Annotated in this window: 15 protein-coding genes and 2 pseudogenes; 1 reads left to right on the top strand and 16 read right to left on the bottom strand. The window is 58.9% G+C overall.

Annotated features, from left to right (window positions below; translation table 11 throughout):
* Positions 1-221: 221 nt before the first annotated feature.
* The 16 genes and pseudogenes from greA to nadA all read right to left on the bottom strand — a co-directional run bounded on the left by greA (position 222) and on the right by nadA (position 16341).
* Positions 222-698: a transcription elongation factor GreA gene (gene greA, locus JW799_RS08165; protein WP_080831602.1), complete on the bottom strand. Its 477-nt coding sequence runs from the start codon at positions 696-698 to the stop codon at positions 222-224.
* 245 nt (positions 699-943) lie between these two features.
* Positions 944-1972, bottom strand: coding sequence for a tRNA dihydrouridine synthase DusB (gene dusB / locus JW799_RS08160; RefSeq protein ID WP_080831603.1), 1029 nt, complete (start codon positions 1970-1972; stop codon positions 944-946).
* 3 nt (positions 1973-1975) lie between these two features.
* Positions 1976-2482: a 2-amino-4-hydroxy-6-hydroxymethyldihydropteridine diphosphokinase gene (gene folK / locus JW799_RS08155; protein WP_205429376.1), complete on the bottom strand. Its 507-nt coding sequence runs from the start codon at positions 2480-2482 to the stop codon at positions 1976-1978.
* A 7-nt stretch (positions 2483-2489) separates the two neighbouring features.
* Positions 2490-2882, bottom strand: coding sequence for a dihydroneopterin aldolase (folB, locus tag JW799_RS08150; RefSeq protein WP_080831605.1), 393 nt, complete (start codon positions 2880-2882; stop codon positions 2490-2492).
* Positions 2883-2888: 6 nt separating this feature from the next.
* Complete coding sequence (folP, locus tag JW799_RS08145) at positions 2889-3755, bottom strand: dihydropteroate synthase (RefSeq protein ID WP_205429375.1); 867 nt, start codon at positions 3753-3755, stop codon at positions 2889-2891.
* Positions 3752-4557 (bottom strand): annotated as a pseudogene (locus tag JW799_RS08140) (aminotransferase class IV). The gene folP and the pseudogene JW799_RS08140 overlap by 4 nt, the downstream one beginning before the upstream one ends.
* A gap of 77 nt (positions 4558-4634) precedes the next feature.
* Entirely contained in the window at positions 4635-5216 is a 582-nt protein-coding gene (pabA, locus tag JW799_RS08135; protein ID WP_205429374.1) for an aminodeoxychorismate/anthranilate synthase component II, read from the bottom strand.
* A 19-nt stretch (positions 5217-5235) separates the two neighbouring features.
* On the bottom strand, positions 5236-6828 hold the full coding sequence (locus tag JW799_RS08130) for an anthranilate synthase component I family protein (protein WP_240353201.1): 1593 nt from the start codon (positions 6826-6828) through the stop codon (positions 5236-5238).
* Positions 6829-7774: 946 nt separating this feature from the next.
* Positions 7775-9037 carry an IS91 family transposase gene (locus JW799_RS08125; protein ID WP_043111181.1) on the bottom strand — a complete coding sequence of 421 codons (1263 nt, stop codon included), beginning with the start codon at positions 9035-9037 and terminating at the stop codon, positions 7775-7777.
* Between the two features lie 122 nt (positions 9038-9159).
* Positions 9160-10098, bottom strand: a complete 939-nt coding sequence (gene cysK / locus JW799_RS08120; protein ID WP_080831610.1) for a cysteine synthase A — start codon at positions 10096-10098, stop codon at positions 9160-9162.
* A gap of 172 nt (positions 10099-10270) precedes the next feature.
* On the bottom strand, positions 10271-11179 hold the full coding sequence (locus tag JW799_RS08115) for a peptidylprolyl isomerase (protein WP_205429372.1): 909 nt from the start codon (positions 11177-11179) through the stop codon (positions 10271-10273).
* A gap of 13 nt (positions 11180-11192) precedes the next feature.
* The gene (gene hslO / locus JW799_RS08110; RefSeq protein WP_205429370.1) at positions 11193-12071 is read right to left on the bottom strand and encodes an Hsp33 family molecular chaperone HslO; all 879 of its coding nucleotides are present in this window, start codon (positions 12069-12071) and stop codon (positions 11193-11195) included.
* Positions 12072-12098: 27 nt separating this feature from the next.
* Positions 12099-12863, bottom strand: a complete 765-nt coding sequence (locus JW799_RS08105) for a type III pantothenate kinase (protein ID WP_205429368.1) — start codon at positions 12861-12863, stop codon at positions 12099-12101.
* On the bottom strand, positions 12860-13759 hold the full coding sequence (gene nadC, locus JW799_RS08100) for a carboxylating nicotinate-nucleotide diphosphorylase (protein WP_080831614.1): 900 nt from the start codon (positions 13757-13759) through the stop codon (positions 12860-12862). The genes JW799_RS08105 and nadC overlap by 4 nt, the downstream gene beginning before the upstream one ends.
* Positions 13752-15367: pseudogene (gene nadB / locus JW799_RS08095) on the bottom strand (L-aspartate oxidase). The gene nadC and the pseudogene nadB overlap by 8 nt, the downstream one beginning before the upstream one ends.
* Before the next feature lie 35 nt (positions 15368-15402).
* On the bottom strand, positions 15403-16341 hold the full coding sequence (gene nadA, locus JW799_RS08090; protein ID WP_205429366.1) for a quinolinate synthase NadA: 939 nt from the start codon (positions 16339-16341) through the stop codon (positions 15403-15405).
* Between the two features lie 235 nt (positions 16342-16576).
* Between nadA and csaA the strand changes: the two genes are divergently transcribed.
* Positions 16577-16909 carry a chaperone CsaA gene (csaA, locus tag JW799_RS08085; RefSeq protein WP_205429364.1) on the top strand — a complete coding sequence of 111 codons (333 nt, stop codon included), beginning with the start codon at positions 16577-16579 and terminating at the stop codon, positions 16907-16909.
* The last annotated feature ends 54 nt before the right edge of the window (positions 16910-16963 follow it).

Genomic DNA, 16963 nt, shown 5'->3' with positions numbered 1-16963 from the left:
ACCAATTTCCCTCCAGCCTACGCCTTGCAACCCTCCGTACGCAATTAAACGTCTTCGCCCTTGGGAGGACGAGACGTTTATCCAATGTTCCTTCATCATTAAGGAAAGAAAAGTTGCCGCGCGCGATCGAATATGGATTTCCGACAAATGGCGGTCGGCCCCGGCCGCACGATGCCGCCCGCGCCGACCGCCATTCCCAAAGTGCGTTTGCGCTACGATGGTTACTTCTTGATTTCGACGATTTTGTATGAAATGATACCCGCTGGAACGTTGACTTCGACGGTCGCTCCCTTTTTCTTGCCGAGTATGCTCTTTCCAACCGGGCTTTCGTTCGAAATTTTATTTTGCAGCGGGTCCGATTCTGCCGTCCCTACGATGGTGTATTCCAGCGTATCGCCGAACTCCAGATCCTCGACGACGACGGTCGATCCGATGCCCACCGTGTCGACGTCAATTTCGTCGTTGTTGATGATGCGGGCGTTGCGCAGCATCTTCTCCAGCGTGATAATCCGTCCTTCAATGAAGGCCTGCTCGTTCTTCGCGTCTTCGTACTCGGAGTTTTCGCTAATATCTCCATAACCGATCGCGACCTTGATCCGCTCCGCGACTTCACGGCGCTTGACCGATTTGAGGTTTTCAAGCTCTTCTTCGAGTTTCTTCAACCCGTCCGGGGTTAGAAGGACTTCTTTCTCGGCCATCTCATCGATCTCCTGTCATCTGGATATAATTTTCATGCGTCCGCATGAACGGTCTGCTGCCACTCTTGCGAGACGGCTCGGCACAGTCCGTTTCTAATCAAATATATGGCTGATTATCGCTGACATGACACTTGCCGCAAGCCAGCCGTAAACTCAGACAGCCCTTGCCAAAGCCGATCGTGAGAATATTGGTTACGATTATATTTCAACCCCATCGAAATGTCAATTAGCGGAAAACCGCATATTCAATGGACGAGCGCCTCGCCGTCCGCCGGCTCGGATTCGGCCGCGCGGGCCATTTCCTCCTCTACCGTCCGGACGTACAGATCGAGTCTGGCCGCGACGGCAGAACGGGTCGTCATCTCCATGATTTCGTTTTTGACGCGAGCCGCATCCGGCAGCCCTTTCAGATACCAGGCCAAATGCTTGCGCATTTCCCGAACGGCCTGGGCTTCGCCCTTCAAGTTGACCAGCCGGTCGAGATGAAGCATTGCGATGCGGATTTTCTCGCCCGGGGTCGGATCCGGCAGCAATTCGCCGCGCGTCAAATAGTGAACGGTCCGGTACAGCATCCACGGGTTGCCGAGAGCGCCGCGGCCGATCATGACCCCGTCGACGCCCGTATGCTTCAACATCCGCTCCGCGTCCTCGGGGCTGAAGACGTCGCCGTTGCCGATGACGGGAATGGAAACCGCCTGTTTGACGTCCTTGATAATGTCCCAGTTCGCTTTCCCGGTATACAATTGTTCCCGGGTCCGGCCGTGAACGCTGACCGCGGATCCCCCCGCGCGCTCCACCGCTTGGGCGTTCTCCACCGCGTACACGTGCTCGTCGTCCCAGCCGATCCGCATTTTGACGGTGACCGGCTTTTCGACGGCGTCGACGACGGACGACACCATTTCGTAGATTTTATTCGGATCCAGCAGCCAACGGGCCCCCGCGTCGCATTTGGTGACCTTCGGCACCGGGCAGCCCATGTTGATGTCGATAATGTCGGCGTTCGTGTTTTTGTCGACGAATTTGGCCGCCTCCACGAGCGATTCCCGGTCGCCGCCGAAAATCTGCAAGCTGAGCGGCTTCTCGCGCTCGTCCACGAACAGCATTTCCAGCGTCCGCTTGTTCCCGTGCAAAATCGCCTTGTCGCTCACCATTTCCGCGCACACGAGCCCGCAGCCGAATTCCTTGGCGATCAGCCGGAACGCCGGGTTACAAACGCCGGCCATCGGAGCCAGCACGACATTGTTGTTCATTTCGATGTTGCCGATTTTAAGCATCGTTCATCGCTCCTTCGGGACGCCTCCCCACGGCGCCCATACCTTGATGCCCGCTTCCTTTAAAACGGGTTCCGTCAGCAAGCCGTTCCACGGAAACGCCTCCGGCCCGTCCGCCCAAACGTCGCGCAGCGGCACCAGCACGAACGCCCGCTCCCCCATGCGGGGATGCGGGAGCGCAAGCTCTTCCGTATCCAGCTCTATTCCTTCGTAAAGCAGCAAATCCAGATCGATCGTCCTCGGGCCGAAGCGGATGTCCCGCACCCTGCCCATCTCCCGCTCGATGCCGAGCATGACGCGCAGCAATTCCAGCGGGGAGAGATTCGTACCGAGAGCCGCCGCCATGTTCAAAAAAGCGGGCTGCTCCGTATATCCGACCGGATCGGTCTCGTACAGCGCGGAGCATCTCCGCACCTCGATTCCTTCCGTCGCCGCCAGGCGTCTGACCGCCTCCCGCAGCGACCGTTCCCGGTCTCCGAGATTGGCGCCAAGCGCCGCATAAGCTTCAAACACGCAACATTCAGTCCTCCGCGGGAACGATTTGCCCGTCGCCGTTCCGGCGCCTGCGAAGCTCCACCGTCACCCCGTCGAAACGGATGTCGAACGGAGGATTCGGTTTGGTCACCCCGACGGTAACTTCATGGATACTAGTATACGTTTCGAGAACGCCGATGGCAATCCTGCCGGCCAGCGCCTCGATCAGCTTCACGGGCGGGCCTTCGACGATTCCTTTTATAAAAGAATGCAGGTCCGCGTAATTGACGGTGTCGTTCACATCGTCGCTCAAAGCAGCCCGGCTCAGATCGAGCTTCATGTCGAGATCGACGATAAACTGCTGTCCGAGCTTATTTTCCTCCGGGTAGACCCCATGATAACCGAAAAAAACCATCCGCTTCATAACCATTCGATCCATATGCGCTCAGTCCCCCTTCTTTTCCCCGGCCTGGCGGTAGACGATGGCGTCGGCCATGCGGGCGACCCGCTTGTTCGCCTTCACGTCGTGAACGCGCACCAGCTGGCAGCCTTGGGCGATCCCGAGCGCCGTCGTCGCCGCCGTTCCTTCCACCACGTCGTCCGCGGGCAATCCGAGCGTATTGCGGATGACCGTTTTGCGGGAGGCGGCGAGAAGCACGGGATAGCCGAGCGCCGCGAGTTCCCCGAGACGGCCCAGCAGCTCCAGATTTCGTTCGTCGTCCTTGGCGAAGCCGATGCCGGGATCGAGCCAGATATGATCGTCCGCGACCCCTGCCGCGCGCGCGAGCCGAACGCTTTCCTGCAGATCCGCCAGCACGTCCGGCACGAAATCGGCATAATCCATTTTCTTGCGGTTGTGCATCAAAATAACGGGACAGCCGTGCTCCGCGACGACGGCCGCCATTTCCGGGTCGGCTTTCAGCCCCCAAACGTCGTTCAAAATGTGCGCTCCCGCCGCGAGCGCGGCCCTCGCCGTCTTCGCCTTGTACGTATCCACGCTGATCGGAACGCGGACGCTCCCCCGCAAAGCGCGGATGACCGGCACGATGCGGGCGATCTCTTCCTCGGCCGACACCGGATCGTGGCCCGGACGCGTCGACTCGCCCCCGATATCGATTAGATCGGCGCCCTCCTCGACCATTTCGCGCGCTCTGGCGACCGCCGCGTCGACGTCCAAATAGCGCCCGCCGTCCGAGAAGGAATCGGGCGTAATATTCAAGATGCCCATAATGAGCGTGCGATTGCCGAATTCAAGCGTCAAACCGTCCTTGAACGTATAGGTACGCTTATAAAAAACAAGCGGTCGTTTCATCGTTGTTCCCCCGTCTCCGCGGCATGCCGATACGCGTTCATAAGAAATGAAGTCCACCGTCCGGGGACCCCTGCCTGTGCTGCCTCCCAGGCCGAACTCCCGTCCGTTTCCTCCAGCCTGTCGACCGGAACGATCTCCTGGATGGAATTCGTCACGAAAATCTCCTCGGCCGCCTTCAACCGGTCCCAGGCGTACAGTCCCTCCGAGACCTTCAACCCGTGATGCCGCGCCAGCTCGAGCACGTAGCCGCGGGTTACGCCGGCCAGCGGTCCCGCCGCAAGCTCCGGCGTATGCAGGACGCCGTCCCGCACCCAAAAGACGTTGCTGACGATGCCTTCGGAGACGTGCCCGGCCTCGTTCAGAAACAATCCTTCCGTGCCCGGAGCCGCTCCCCGGCGGACAGCTCGCGCTTTGCCGCTATATTATTCATATAATGGAACGATTTTAACCGGATGTCGCTTTCCGGCCCGCTGCGCGCAAGACGCAAAAGCCGCAGCGTCTTGGCCGCGCGGGCGGACGGCTCGTCCGCGGCCAGCGGCTTCATGTAGACGATCTCGTTGGGCCGAGAGTAGTCTTCCGAAGGCAAGCCGACCGGACCGGCGCCCGCCGATACCGACCAGCGGACATAGGCGTCCCGAAGGCCGTTCGCTTCCAGAAGCCGCGCCGTCTCCCGCTTCATCCGCGCCGGATCGGCTTCGTATTCGATGCCCAACAAGCGGCAGCCTTCGGCGAGGCGACCGGCGTGGCGCTCCAGCAGCCACGGCCTTCCGCCGTACGTCCGGAACGTCTCGAACAATCCCATCCCATACAGAAAGCCGTGATCGTAGACGGAGATCACGGCCTCTTCGCTGCTTGCCAGTTGTCCGTTAAGCAGAAGCTTCATGCGCGCGTGCCGGAGCGGAGGGCAAGGAAATTCCGCAGCATCGTCAGCCCGTTGTCCGTCATAATGGACTCGGGATGGAATTGCACGCCTTCGATGGCGTACTCTTTGTGCCGCAGCCCCATAATCTCGCCGTCTTCGGTCTCCGCGCTGATTTCCAGGCAGTCCGGCAGCGTTTCCCTCTTCACGATCAGAGAGTGATAACGCGTCGCCGTAAACGGCGATGGGATGCCTTCGAAAACCGTTCGGCCGTCGTGGCGGATGGGCGACGTTTTGCCGTGCATCAGCTTGTCCGCCCGCACCACGTCGCCGCCGAACGCCTGGCCGATCGACTGATGGCCGAGGCATACGCCGAAAATCGGAATTTCCCCTTTGAAACGATCGATCAGCGCGAGGCTGATCCCCGCTTCGTTCGGCGTGCACGGCCCCGGGGAAATGAGAATATGATCCGGCTTAAGCGCGGCGATGCCGGCGAGGTCGATCTCGTCGTTGCGGCGAACGACGATTTCTTCCCCGAGCTCGCCCAGATATTGAACGAGATTATACGTAAACGAATCGTAGTTGTCGATCACCAAAATCATGAAGGCTTCCTCCTTCGAGTCAGACGGGCTCAAGAGCTTGCGGCGGTTCGCGGTTCGTCCCCGCGCCGGCTTCTTCCCCGTACTGCACCGCTTTCCAAAGCGCCTTGGCCTTGTTCAAGCATTCGTAAAATTCCCGTTCGGGCTCGGAATCGATAACGACGCCGGCGCCCGCCTGGATATGGCAAATCCCGTCCTTCACGACCATCGTGCGGATAATAATATTAAATTCCATATTGCCCGCATAGTCAATCCATCCGATCGACCCGGTATACGGCCCGCGGCGGACCGGCTCCAGCTCCTCGATGATTTCCATCGTGCGCACTTTCGGCGCCCCGGTAATCGTGCCTCCGGGAAAAACGGCGGCCAGCACGTCATAGGCATCCCTGCCCTCGGCCGCTTGTCCCTCCACCTGGGATACGAGGTGCATGACATGCGAGTAGCGCTCGATCGTAAGCAGCTCCGGCACCTTGACCGTACCGTAGGCGGCCGCCCGGCCGAGATCGTTGCGAATCAGATCGACGAGCATAATATGCTCGGCCCGCTCCTTTTCGCTCGCCAGCAGCTCTCGTTCGAACCGCGCATCCTCCTCGTCCGTCCGCCCCCTCCGGCGGGTGCCGGCAATCGGTCGCGCGCTCATCCGCCCGTCCTCCAGCTTGACGAGCAGCTCCGGCGAAGCCGAAACGAGGGAAAAATCGGGAAAACGCAAAAAACCCATGTACGGAGACGGATTGAACGACCGCAGCCACTCGTACAGCTCTTCCGGGCGCGAGCGGATCGGCAGGCTTTGGCGGAGCGACAGATTGACCTGAAAAACGTCGCCTTGCGCGATATAGTCCTGGATGCGCCGGACCGCGCTTTTGAACGCTTCTTTGTCGAAAGACGTCGTAAGCCCCGGGATCTCCTCCACGTCGATCTGCAGGCGGTCCGAGGCGATCGCGGCTTGACGGTCGGCGGCTTCCCGCCTTGCGGAAGCCTCCCGTCCCGCGGCGGACAGATCGTCCCACAGCCGCTTCATCGCTTCCGTCCGGGCGGCCGCCCGCTCGTACGCTTCGCGCCCGGTCTCCGGTCCGCAGCCGTTCGGCAGCGGAGAATGCACCGCGCAGATCAGCGCGGAACGCTCATGGTCGACGATCCACAGCTCGTCCACCAGCATAAACGCGTAATCGGGCAGCGCGAGATCGTCCGCGGCCGAATCGGGCAGCCGTTCCAGAGAGCGGGCGACATCGTAGCTCAAAAACCCGACGCATCCGCCGGCGAATTTCGGCCACCCTTTTAGCCTGGGCGCGCGGTGCCTGCCCATCCAGGAGCGCAAAACGTCCAGCGGAAGCCCCGTCATGGCCGTCGTCGATCCCCCGTTCCCGGGCGTCGCGACCTCGGCGCGCCTGTCCTTGCCCCGGATCGTCTCGGTCGGCCGCAAGCCCAGAAACGTATAGCGCCCCGTTTTGCCGCTTTCCAGCACGAAGGCGCCCGCATCCGCTTCTTCCCAAGCCCGCCGCCATCGGGAAGGGCGGTCTTCGCCCGCCTCAAGCGGGTATTCCGCCATGAAAGGCAGCCGGTTGTACGCCTTTTCGGCAATCCACCCCGACCACGTCTCCCAAGTTGTCAAAATCAAGCCCGATCCCCCGCCCATCGCTCGTTAGTGCCCATTATTATACAGGATTCGAACGCCGGAACAAAGCGTAACCGGCTGCGGCATTAGACGAAATTTCATATCGGAATTTCATATCCGATTTAGCGTTTCTCTTGTCCGACACCAGTACCGCGCTTCGAACCCGAAAAACAAAACGCCTGCAGCGCTGCAAGTTGGAAGGTTGGGAGAGTCGGGTCACGACTGGTTCGTTTGTGCGCGGGTGGGAGCGGTAAGAGGAGTCATTTTTACACAACTTCTTCCCGCAACTCGCGTTTGGAGACTGGAAATGAGTCGCCACGACTCAAATGGTTCGTTAGTGCGCCTTCGGGAGCGGTAAGATGAGTCATTTTTACACAATTTCTTCCGGCAACTCGCGTTTGGAGGCTGGAAATGAGTCGCCACGACTCAAATGGTTCGTTAGTGCGCCTTTAGGAGCGGCAAGATGAGTCATTTTTACTCAATTTCCAGGAATGAGCCGCCACAGCCCAACAGGAACCGCGGAGGGCGAGCCGTATTCCGAATCGAATGGGGAGATTCGTTGGAGAAGCGTCTCCGATCTGGTCAACGCGCCTGTGCCCTCAAGTTTGTGCGGCCGCTTGCGCACGGCTCATTGAAGATTTTAAACATTCCTTATTAAGAAAAACGCCTTACGGCGTCCTTCTGGTTCGAGCATCGAGTTCATATGGAGGATATGAAGCTGGGTGTGTAGCAGCACTCAGCTTAATCTCTTACGTCACCTATCCGATACTCGTAGCCATGAAGTCCTTTGTAATATTCCGGGTACATCGCTCCGCCGCATTCTTCACATCGAAATTTCGGAGGGACAGTCGGATCTCCGTCATCCATCGCATCAAAATCCCGTACAACACTCAATGGAATCTCTTCGGTTATGTCACATTGTAAACAGATGTACTTGACCTTCGCTTTGTTATGCAATCCGCTTTGCTGCTTTTTCTTTCGCTTGGCTGCCTTTCGTTTCCTGGACACCAGTGACATCTCGTATCATCCTTTCCAGACATGCTTTTGAGGTGGAGCACACCGCGTACTTCACCTTCAACTTCCCTTCTTCAAGACAGGCTTCTCCCTTGTATTCATAATAACTTTCGCATTTCGGACAACATGGCGGCTTCCCCGTCTGCTCCTTGATCCGTTCGCTCCACGTTCTCCTCTTCAAGAGCCTCCTGACTTTGACGATCCATCTCCTTGCTGCTTTTTGCCACTCACTGACCATCTTCTTGCACAGACCCTTGATCCGCCTCGAGTACACTCCGTAGTAACGGATCGTCTTAAAGTTCTCATCCGGAATATGCCGAATCAGTCGCCCAATCAATTCTTCTACCGTAATCGTCTCCGTTTTCTCTTCCCCGTCATGCTTATCCCGGTAACGGAAGGTCACCGTTTCCCCATCATACGCAACAATTCGGCTCACCGCGATTGCCGGTCTTCTCATGTATCGCCCGATATATCCCAATTGCCGCTTCACATCACCTTTTTGTTTCGGTGCATGCACATAGAACCCTTCTCCATTTTCAGAGTAGGCTTTTTGTAAACGGCTTTGCACTTGTCTCTTCTCTTCGGCACTTAACTTGCGGCGGATCAGCTTCAGTACCACCGTCTGCCATTGTTTGCGCAACATCTCGAACGGAACGAAGTCATACGTTTTCCATTCCCCGTTCTTCTTCATTCCCCCCATGCTCACCAGCATATGGACGTGCGGATTAAACTGAAGCCGTGCCCCAAACGTATGTAACCCCGCGATGATCCCCGGGGTCACCTTATGCTTTTTTTCGAAATACTCTTTGACGATTCGAACCGCTTCATCCATAAATTCTTTCAACAATTTTTCCCGATGGAGCAGAAACACTTCCCGCAACCGTTCATCAATCGTAAAGACGACATGGCGGTGGTTCACCTGGAATACGTCTTGTTCCAGGAGCCGCGCCCATTCTTCCGTCTCTCCGCATGAACAGGTCGTACAGAATCTCCCTTTGCAACGATACGGTACAAGCCGCAAGTCGTGGCAACCTTCGCAGACTAGCAGCTTGAATCCGTTTCGCGGGTCTCCACATTTGCGAAACTTCTCCACTTCTTTGATCACATTGGGACGAATCCTGCCCTTATGCTTCGCGACAAACCGATCCCAATGCCCATGTTCATCAAAGAAAATTCGTTTTAGCACGTTCGTCTCCATACTCTTAACCTTACCAAAAACTAAGACGAGGTGGTAGCCTTCCCTCACCCCGGAATTTTATAAATTCTATAATTTTAAAAAAGCCCCCGCGATAGCGGGAGCTCCTATGGCCGAACTGAAGATTAATTTTCGAAGTTGAAGAGCGGCGTGCTCAGGTAGCGTTCGCCGTTGGACGGAACGACTGCGATGACGCGCTTGCCTTCGCCGAGCTCCTTCGCCACTTTGAGCGCGGCATGGATCGCGGCGCCGGAGGAAATGCCGACAAGCAGGCCTTCCTTCTTTGCGACGGTTCGAGCCGTTTCGAAGGCTTCTTCGTTTTCCACGGTGATCACTTCGTCGTAAATTTCGCGATTCAAAATTTCCGGAATGAAGTTCGCGCCGATGCCTTGGATTTTGTGCGGGCCGGGCTTGCCGCCGGACAGCAGCGGGGAAGCGGACGGCTCCACGGCGACGATCTTGATGTTCGGGAAGTTGGCCTTCAGCACCTCGCCCGCGCCGGAAATCGTGCCGCCCGTGCCGATGCCGGCCACGAACGCATCCAGCTTTCCGTCCAGGGAGTTGATCGCTTCGACGATTTCCGGGCCGGTCGTTTCGCGGTGAATTTTCACGTTTGCTTTGTTCTTGAATTGCTGCGGCAGGAAATAGCTCGGATTTTCGGCTACGATTTCCTCGGCTTTTTTGACGGCGCCGTTCATGCCTTCGGATCCCGGCGTCAGCACGAGCTCGGCTCCGTAAGCGCGGAGCAGGTTGCGGCGCTCCAAGCTCATCGTTTCCGGCATGACGATGACGGCGCGGTAGCCTTTCGCCGCGGCGACGAGCGCCAGGCCGATCCCGGTGTTGCCGCTCGTCGGCTCGACGATCGTGTCGCCCGGCTTGATCCGGCCTTCCTTCTCGGCTTCTTCGATCATGCTGATGGCGATCCGGTCTTTGACGCTGGAGCCCGGGTTTTGATATTCCAGCTTTACGTAAATTTCCGCGCTGCCTTCCGGCACGATGCGGTTGAGGCGCACAAGCGGCGTATCGCCGATCAGCTCGGTGACATTTTGTACAATTTTGGCCATGGACAAATTCCCTCCCGAATATGGGGACGACCGATGTCGCCCGCCCTTTAATCCGACTATTTCAGTAGGCATTTCGTTAGATTCATCTTATCAATGAATGTCCGCAATGTCAATAGCTGTTACCGTTTCCATGCCGCCGATTCGCACGAAGCCGATCCCGTCTCGAACCGGGCTACGACTTCAACTCCTCATCCCGCACGACCGCCCCGTACTTGTCCAAAAGCGCCTGCTCCAGGTCAGGAAGCGGCCCCGCGCGCTCGAGCGCCAAATGACGTCTGGCCGTCTCTTCCGCCAAAGAGGCCTCCGCCGCCGGCTTGTCCTTGCGGCCCGTGACCATCACGATTTGATAGCCCTCTTCCGTGGCGATCGGTCCCACGATTTGGCCTACATCCAACCGCAAGGCTTCGCTCAGCACATCGGCGCCGACGAACGGATCCGTGCCGGAAACCCAGCCCAGGCTTCCGCCTTCGGAGGCCGTCCATTCGTCTGAGGAAAATTGCCTCGCGAGATCCGCGAAGTTCTCCCCCTCTTCCAGCTTCCGCATCACAAGCTCGGCCTCCTCGGCCTCCCCGGTGACGATCCGGGAGAGCTGCAGCTCGACCTGGGGGCCGAATTCGTCGGCATGATCGGCTATATAAGCCCGAATCTCCTCGTCGGACACCTCGATCGGCCGAATCGCGATCTCTTCTAACTTCAACCGGTACAACGCATCTTCCCGCACTTCCTCCGGATCCATGCCGAGCTGGCTGCTCATGCCCTCGTAATAGAGATCGAGTCCGCCGTAGCCTTCGGCCAGCCGCCGAAGCTCCCGGTCCAGATCGGCTTCCGAAACTTCGATTCCCGCTTCCTCCGCTTCCTTGTCGACGGCGATTCGCAACATCATCGTCCTTAATGTTTGGGCACCGGCGTCTTCCTGCAGCTCGTCAAGCAGCTCCTGCCGCGTGATGTCGATGCCGCCGACGGTGGCAACCGTGTCGGAATCCGAATTCCCGGCCATGCAGCCCGTTTCTCCGATGAGGATAAAGAAGACGATGGCGAGCAAAACGACCGGCGGATACGGCTGCCGTTTCGTTCGTCTCATCGCGTTCAACCCCTCATGATTCTGCCCGCCGGAGCAGCGCTTCTAATTGAGAAGCGTCGAACGCATATGTTTCGTTGCAAAAATGACAGTGTACCTCCGCCTGCCCGTCTTCGTCGATCAACTGCCGCAGCTCGTTCGCGCCCATGCTGATGAGCGTCCGTTCGACGCGTTCGGCCGAACAATGGCATTGGAACCGGGGCTCCATTTCGTCATGCAGCGTAAGGTCGTCGCCGACCAAAAATTTCAGGATGCTTTCCGGCGTTTCTCCCTGCTGCAGCAGCGCCGTGACCGGCGGCATCGCCGCGACGGCGTTTTCCAGCCGGGACAGTCCCGCGTCGTCCAAGCCGGGCATGACCTGCACGATGAATCCGCCGGCATGGAGGACCGAATGATCCGTATCCACGAGCACGCCGAGGCCGACCGCGGAAGGCGTCTGCTCCGACAGCGCGAAATAATAAGTAAAATCTTCCCCGAGCTCTCCCGATATGATCGGGACGCTTCCTTTGTATGGCTCTCTCAGCCCCAGGTCTTTAATGACATATAAATAGCCGTTGCGGCCGACCGCCCCGGCGACATCCAGCTTTCCTTGCGCGTTGCTGGCCAAATGGACATGCGGAAAATCGACATACCCCCGCACCTCGGCCGAGGCATTGGCGTCGACCACCACCTGGCCGATCGGGCCGTCGCCCTTCACCTGAACCGTCAATTTCTCCTGCCCCTTCAGCATGACGCCCATCATGGCCGCGGCCGTCGCGGTTCTGCCGAGCGCCGCCGTGGCGACCGGGTACGTATCGTGGCGGCGCTGCAGCTCGCCGACGAGATTGGTCGTTCTGGCGGCGAACACGCGAATTCCGTCATTCCACGCCGTTCCGCGTACCAGTTGGTCCTTCATCCCTCTCGCTCCTTTTTTCGTTTGTTTTTATCGGTTCCGTTCGTAAATCATTCTTAACCCTTCCAACGTCAACAGCGGGTCCACGTGCTCGATCGTCTCCGACTCCCCGGCGATCAGTTCCGCCAGCCCGCCGGTGGCGATCACCTTCGGGTTTTCCCCCTGCTCCTTGCGAATCCGGTTGACGATTCCGTCCACCTGTCCCGCATAGCCGTATATGAGCCCGGACTGTATCGCGGATACCGTATTGCGGCCGACGACGCGTTTCGGCTTGATCAGCTCGACGCGGGGCAGCTTGGAAGCGCGCTGGTACAGAGCCTCCGCGGAAATGCCGATCCCCGGCAGGATGACCCCGCCCAAATAAGCGCCCGAGGCGTCGATATAATCGAACGTCGTGGCCGTCCCGAAGTCGACGACGACGAGCGGCGCGCCGTAATGCTCGATACCGGCCACGGCGTTGACGATCCGGTCCGCGCCGACCTCCTTCGGATTTTCGTACCGGATGTTCAGGCCGGTCTTGATCCCCGGTCCGACGACGAGCGCCTCGCGCCCGACGTATTTCCGGAACAATTGTTCGAGCATCGGCATAAGGGGAGGAACGACGGAGGCCAGCATGACGCCTTCGATATGTTCCGTCTTCACTCCGGCGAATTGAAATAACGTGACAAGCTGAATGCCGTACTCGTCTACGGTAGCGGAACGGTTCGTGCTCAGCCGCCAATGCTGCTTGAGCGTACCGTTATCGTAGAGACCGAGCACGATATTCGTATTGCCGACATCGACGACCAAAATCACGAACTTGCCCCCTCTTTGATCGCGTTAAGGTCAAGGCTGATGTCCAGCGCTTGAAACGAATGCGTCAGGCTCCCGACCGAAATGATGTCCACGCCGGCGGCCGCCAACTCCTTCACCCGTTCCGGCCGAACGCCGCCCGACGCTTCCAGCAGCACGTGCGGATCCAGCTCGCGCACGCGCGCGACCGCTTCGCGCAGCCGGTCGGTCGGCATGTTGTCGAGCATGACGATGTCCGCCCCGGCCTTGGCCGCTTCCTCCGCCTGGGCGAGCGACTCGGCCTCCACCTCGATTTTCATCGTGTGCGGCGCCCTTGACTTGGCGGCCCGCACGGCTTCCGTTATGCCGCCCGCCGCCTTAATGTGGTTATCCTTGATCATGACGGCATCGTAAAGGCCGTAGCGATGGTTGTAGCCCCCGCCGATCCGCACCGCGTATTTCTCCAGCGTGCGGTGGCCGGGCGTCGTTTTCCGGGTGTCGGCGATTTTGACGGAGTATCCGGCCGCCGCATCGGCATAAACTTTCGTCTGGGTAGCGATGCCGGAAAGCCGCTGCAGCAAATTCAACGCAAGGCGCTCCCCTGTCAAAATGCTGTGCGTCGAGCCTTCGACGACCGCCAGCACCGTCCCTTTTTCAAGAAAGGTCCCGTCGGCGATTTTCGCTTCGAACGCCAACGACGGATCGACCGTTTCGAAGACGATCCGGGCGAGCGGCATGCCCGCTGCTACGCCGCTTGCTTTCGCATGGATAATGCCGCTCGAGCGATGGCCTTGCGGCACCGTCGCCATCGTCGTGATGTCGCCGCTGCCGATATCCTCCGCAAGCCAGGCGCGAATTTGCGCGCGGATGGCGTCGACCGCCGGTCCCCCGATCCGAAAATCGCTCTCCCGCTCAAACATGTCCGACAACCTCCTCGCCGATTCCGTTTTCTCGGTGCAGCACCGTGTGCTTTTGCCATGCCTCGTCGTTCCGTTCCGGGAAATCTTCGCGATAATGCGCGCCCCGGCTTTCCTCGCGGGCGAGCGCCGCTTTCGTCGTGAGCAGCGCGCACGTCAGCAGATTGGCGAACTCGAGCTCCTCCGGTTTGGCCAGCGCCGTCTGAAACACGGGAAGCTGGCGGTTCAGCTCGTCCATTCCTTTTTGCAGACCGGACCGATTGCGCCTGAGCCCCACCGAACGGACCATCACTTTTTGCAGCTTCAATCTCCGTTCGACGATCGCGCCCGTCGGGCCGGCTTTCCGGCTTTCGCCGCTTCCGGACCGCACGCCCGCGGCGAGCGGCCGCAACGTGCCGATCCTTTCCACGATCCGGCGGCCGAACACGATCGCTTCCGAAAGCGAATTGCTCGCCAGCCGATTCGCGCCGTGCACGCCGGTCGACGATACCTCGCCGCAGGCGAACAAGCGCGGAATGCTCGTTTCCCCGTTCAGGTCGGTCCGAACCCCGCCCATCATATAGTGGGCGGCCGGCGCGACCGGTATCCAGTCGGTCGTCATATCGAGCCCGTAATTAAGGCAGTATTCGAAAATGGTCGGAAACCGGTGCTTGATCAGCTCCGGCGTTTCATGGGTAATATCGATATAGACATAGGTCGATTTCGTCGCTTCCATTTCGCTGACGATCGCCCTGGCCACGACGTCGCGCGGCGCGAGCTCCAGCTGCGGGTGATATTTTTCCATGAAGCGGTCGCCCCGAATATTCCGAAGCACGGCGCCTTCGCCCCGCACCGCCTCGGAAATCAGGAAGCGCGGCGCTCCCGGGTAGCATAACGAAGTCGGATGAAATTGGATGAATTCCATGTCGCGAATGACGGCCCCGGCCCGGTAGGCCATGGCGATGCCGTCGCCGGTCGCCACCTCCGGGTTCGTCGTGTAGCGATACAGCTGCCCCGTGCCTCCGGTGCACAGCACCGTCGCGAGCCCGAGCACGACGACGCGCGCGCCGTTCGGCTTCTGGACGAGCGCCCCCGGCACTCCCCGTCCTCGGTGAGCAGATCGAGCGCAAAATGATTTTCCCATACTTCGATCCGGGAATCGGCCCCGACTTTTTCCGCCAGCGCCCGCACGATTTCGAAACCGGTTGCATCCCCGTTGGCGTGCAAAATGCGCCGCTGGCTGTGAGCGCCTTCCTTGGTCAATGCCAGCAGGCCGTTCTCCTCGTCGAAATGCGTTCCGTAGCGAATGAGGTCCTCCACCCCGCGGGGCCCTTCATGGACAAGCACGTCGACCGCTTCCGGATCGCAAAGGCCGACCCCGGCGATCAGCGTATCCTGCCGATGAAATTCGGGCGAATCGTCCTCGGAAATGACGGCGGCGATGCCGCCTTGGGCATACCTCGTGTTGCTGTCAAACAGCGATTTTTTCGTGATCATCAGCACCCGCTTGCCGCTGCGGCTCGCCTGAAGGGCGGCGAACAGGCCCGCAATGCCGGCGCCGATCACGATAACGTCGGTTTTATGCTCGGGCAGCTCGCGCGGATCGAAATCGACTATATAACGTGGAATCATGATCGGAGATCTCCTCATGAAGAAAGTAGCGCATGCTACTTCACTTGCAGCATGCGCATGAGCGACGTTCTGGCTTTTTCGGCTACATCTTCAGGCACGTAAATTTGCGGTTGCATCGTCTCCAGACAGCGGACGACTTTTTTGAGGTTGTTGACCTTCATGTTCGGACAGACGAGGAATTTCGAAGCGAAATGGAACGTTTTGTCCGGACTGTCCAGCCGCAGCTGGTACCCTGTGCCGTCCTCCGTGCCGACGATGAACTCCTTGCAGTCCGATTCCCGGCAATACTTGAGGATGCCGGTCGTGCTTCCGACGTAGTCGGCCATCTCGACGACTTCCGGGCGGCACTCGGGGTGAACGACGAACTGCGCGTTCGGGTACTTCGCCTTCATCTCCACGACGTCCTTGATCGTGAGCATGTCGTGCGTGTTGCAGTAACCTTCCCAGATAATCATGTTTTTGCCGGTTTGCTGCTGCACCCAGTGGCCGAGGTTTTTGTCCGGACACCAGATGATTTCTTCGGCGTCGATCGAGTTGACGACCTTGACCGCGTTCGAGGACGTACAGCAAATGTCCGTTTCGGCCTTGACGTCGGCGGACGAATTGATGTACGTGACGACTTTTGCGTTCGGATGCTTCGCTTTCAGCTCCCGCAGGCCGATCGGGTTGACCATGTCGGCCATCGGGCAGCCGGCGCGTTCGTCGGGCACGAGCACCGTTTTGTTCGGGGCGAGAATTTTGGCGCTCTCCCCCATAAAATGCACGCCGCAAAACACGATGACGTCGGCATCCGTCTCCGCCGCCTTCTGGGCGAGCAGGAACGAATCCCCGCGAAAATCCGCGACTTCCTGTATTTCATCCCGCTGATAATAGTGCGCGAGAATAATGGCGTTGCGCTCTTTTTTCAGTTGCAGCAGCCGTTCGCGCAGCTCGCGGTTTTGCTCCGCTTTGTGTTCCAGGGCCAAGGCTTCCATGGCGGATTCTCCTCGCTTGAATTTGTGAATATAAGCACAAAGTTGTTGTCGATCTTTCATTAGTTTGAACAATTCGCGACATTTTCATGGGTCGCCTCACAAACTGTTCAACAATTAATTTACACTCGGGAAATAGGGCTGTCAATGAAAGTTCGGAAAAAGACGGCGGCCGATTTCAAATCCGCGATCTGCACGGGTATGATAGGATGATTCTATAAAAGGAGGCTTCGTTCATTTGGCTACAATCGATGACTTTTTGACGTTGGATATGCGCATCGGCACCGTCGTCGCGGCGGAAGCTTTCCCCGAAGCCCGGGTCCCGGCGATCAAGCTGCGAATCGACTTCGGGGCGGACATCGGCGTCAAGCGCTCCAGCGCCCAAATTACGGCGCGCTATACGCCGGAAGCGATGATCGGCAAGCAGGTCGTCGCCGTCGTCAACTTTCCTCCGCGCCGGATTGCCGGCTTCGAATCGGAAGTGCTCGTGCTTGGCGGCGTGCCGGAAAAGGGGGACGTCATTTTGCTCCGGCCCGACCAGCCCGTTCCGAACGGGACGCCGATTGCCTGATCGACCGGCATCAAAAAACCTCCGACCCGCGCATTGCGGGGGCCGGAGGTTTTA

Source organism: Cohnella algarum (assembly GCF_016937515.1).
GTDB lineage: Bacteria > Bacillota > Bacilli > Paenibacillales > Paenibacillaceae > Cohnella > Cohnella algarum.
The sequence above is the reverse complement of the archived record's forward strand: the minus strand, read 5'-3'. Positions and strand labels throughout refer to the sequence as shown.

Excerpts from the sequence above, each read along its gene's own strand:
- greA (WP_080831602.1), bottom strand. The coding sequence starts at position 698 with ATGGCCGAGAAAGAAGTCCTTCTAACCCCGGACGGGTTGAAGAAACTC.
- dusB (WP_080831603.1), bottom strand. The coding sequence starts at position 1,972 with ATGCTTAAAATCGGCAACATCGAAATGAACAACAATGTCGTGCTGGCT.
- folB (WP_080831605.1), bottom strand. The coding sequence starts at position 2,882 with ATGGATCGAATGGTTATGAAGCGGATGGTTTTTTTCGGTTATCATGGG.
- folP (WP_205429375.1), bottom strand. The coding sequence starts at position 3,755 with ATGAAACGACCGCTTGTTTTTTATAAGCGTACCTATACGTTCAAGGAC.
- pabA (WP_205429374.1), bottom strand. The coding sequence starts at position 5,216 with ATGATTTTGGTGATCGACAACTACGATTCGTTTACGTATAATCTCGTT.
- JW799_RS08125 (WP_043111181.1), bottom strand. The coding sequence starts at position 9,037 with ATGGAGACGAACGTGCTAAAACGAATTTTCTTTGATGAACATGGGCAT.
- cysK (WP_080831610.1), bottom strand. The coding sequence starts at position 10,098 with ATGGCCAAAATTGTACAAAATGTCACCGAGCTGATCGGCGATACGCCG.
- JW799_RS08115 (WP_205429372.1), bottom strand. The coding sequence starts at position 11,179 with ATGAGACGAACGAAACGGCAGCCGTATCCGCCGGTCGTTTTGCTCGCC.
- hslO (WP_205429370.1), bottom strand. The coding sequence starts at position 12,071 with ATGAAGGACCAACTGGTACGCGGAACGGCGTGGAATGACGGAATTCGC.
- nadC (WP_080831614.1), bottom strand. The coding sequence starts at position 13,759 with ATGTTTGAGCGGGAGAGCGATTTTCGGATCGGGGGACCGGCGGTCGAC.
- nadA (WP_205429366.1), bottom strand. The coding sequence starts at position 16,341 with ATGGAAGCCTTGGCCCTGGAACACAAAGCGGAGCAAAACCGCGAGCTG.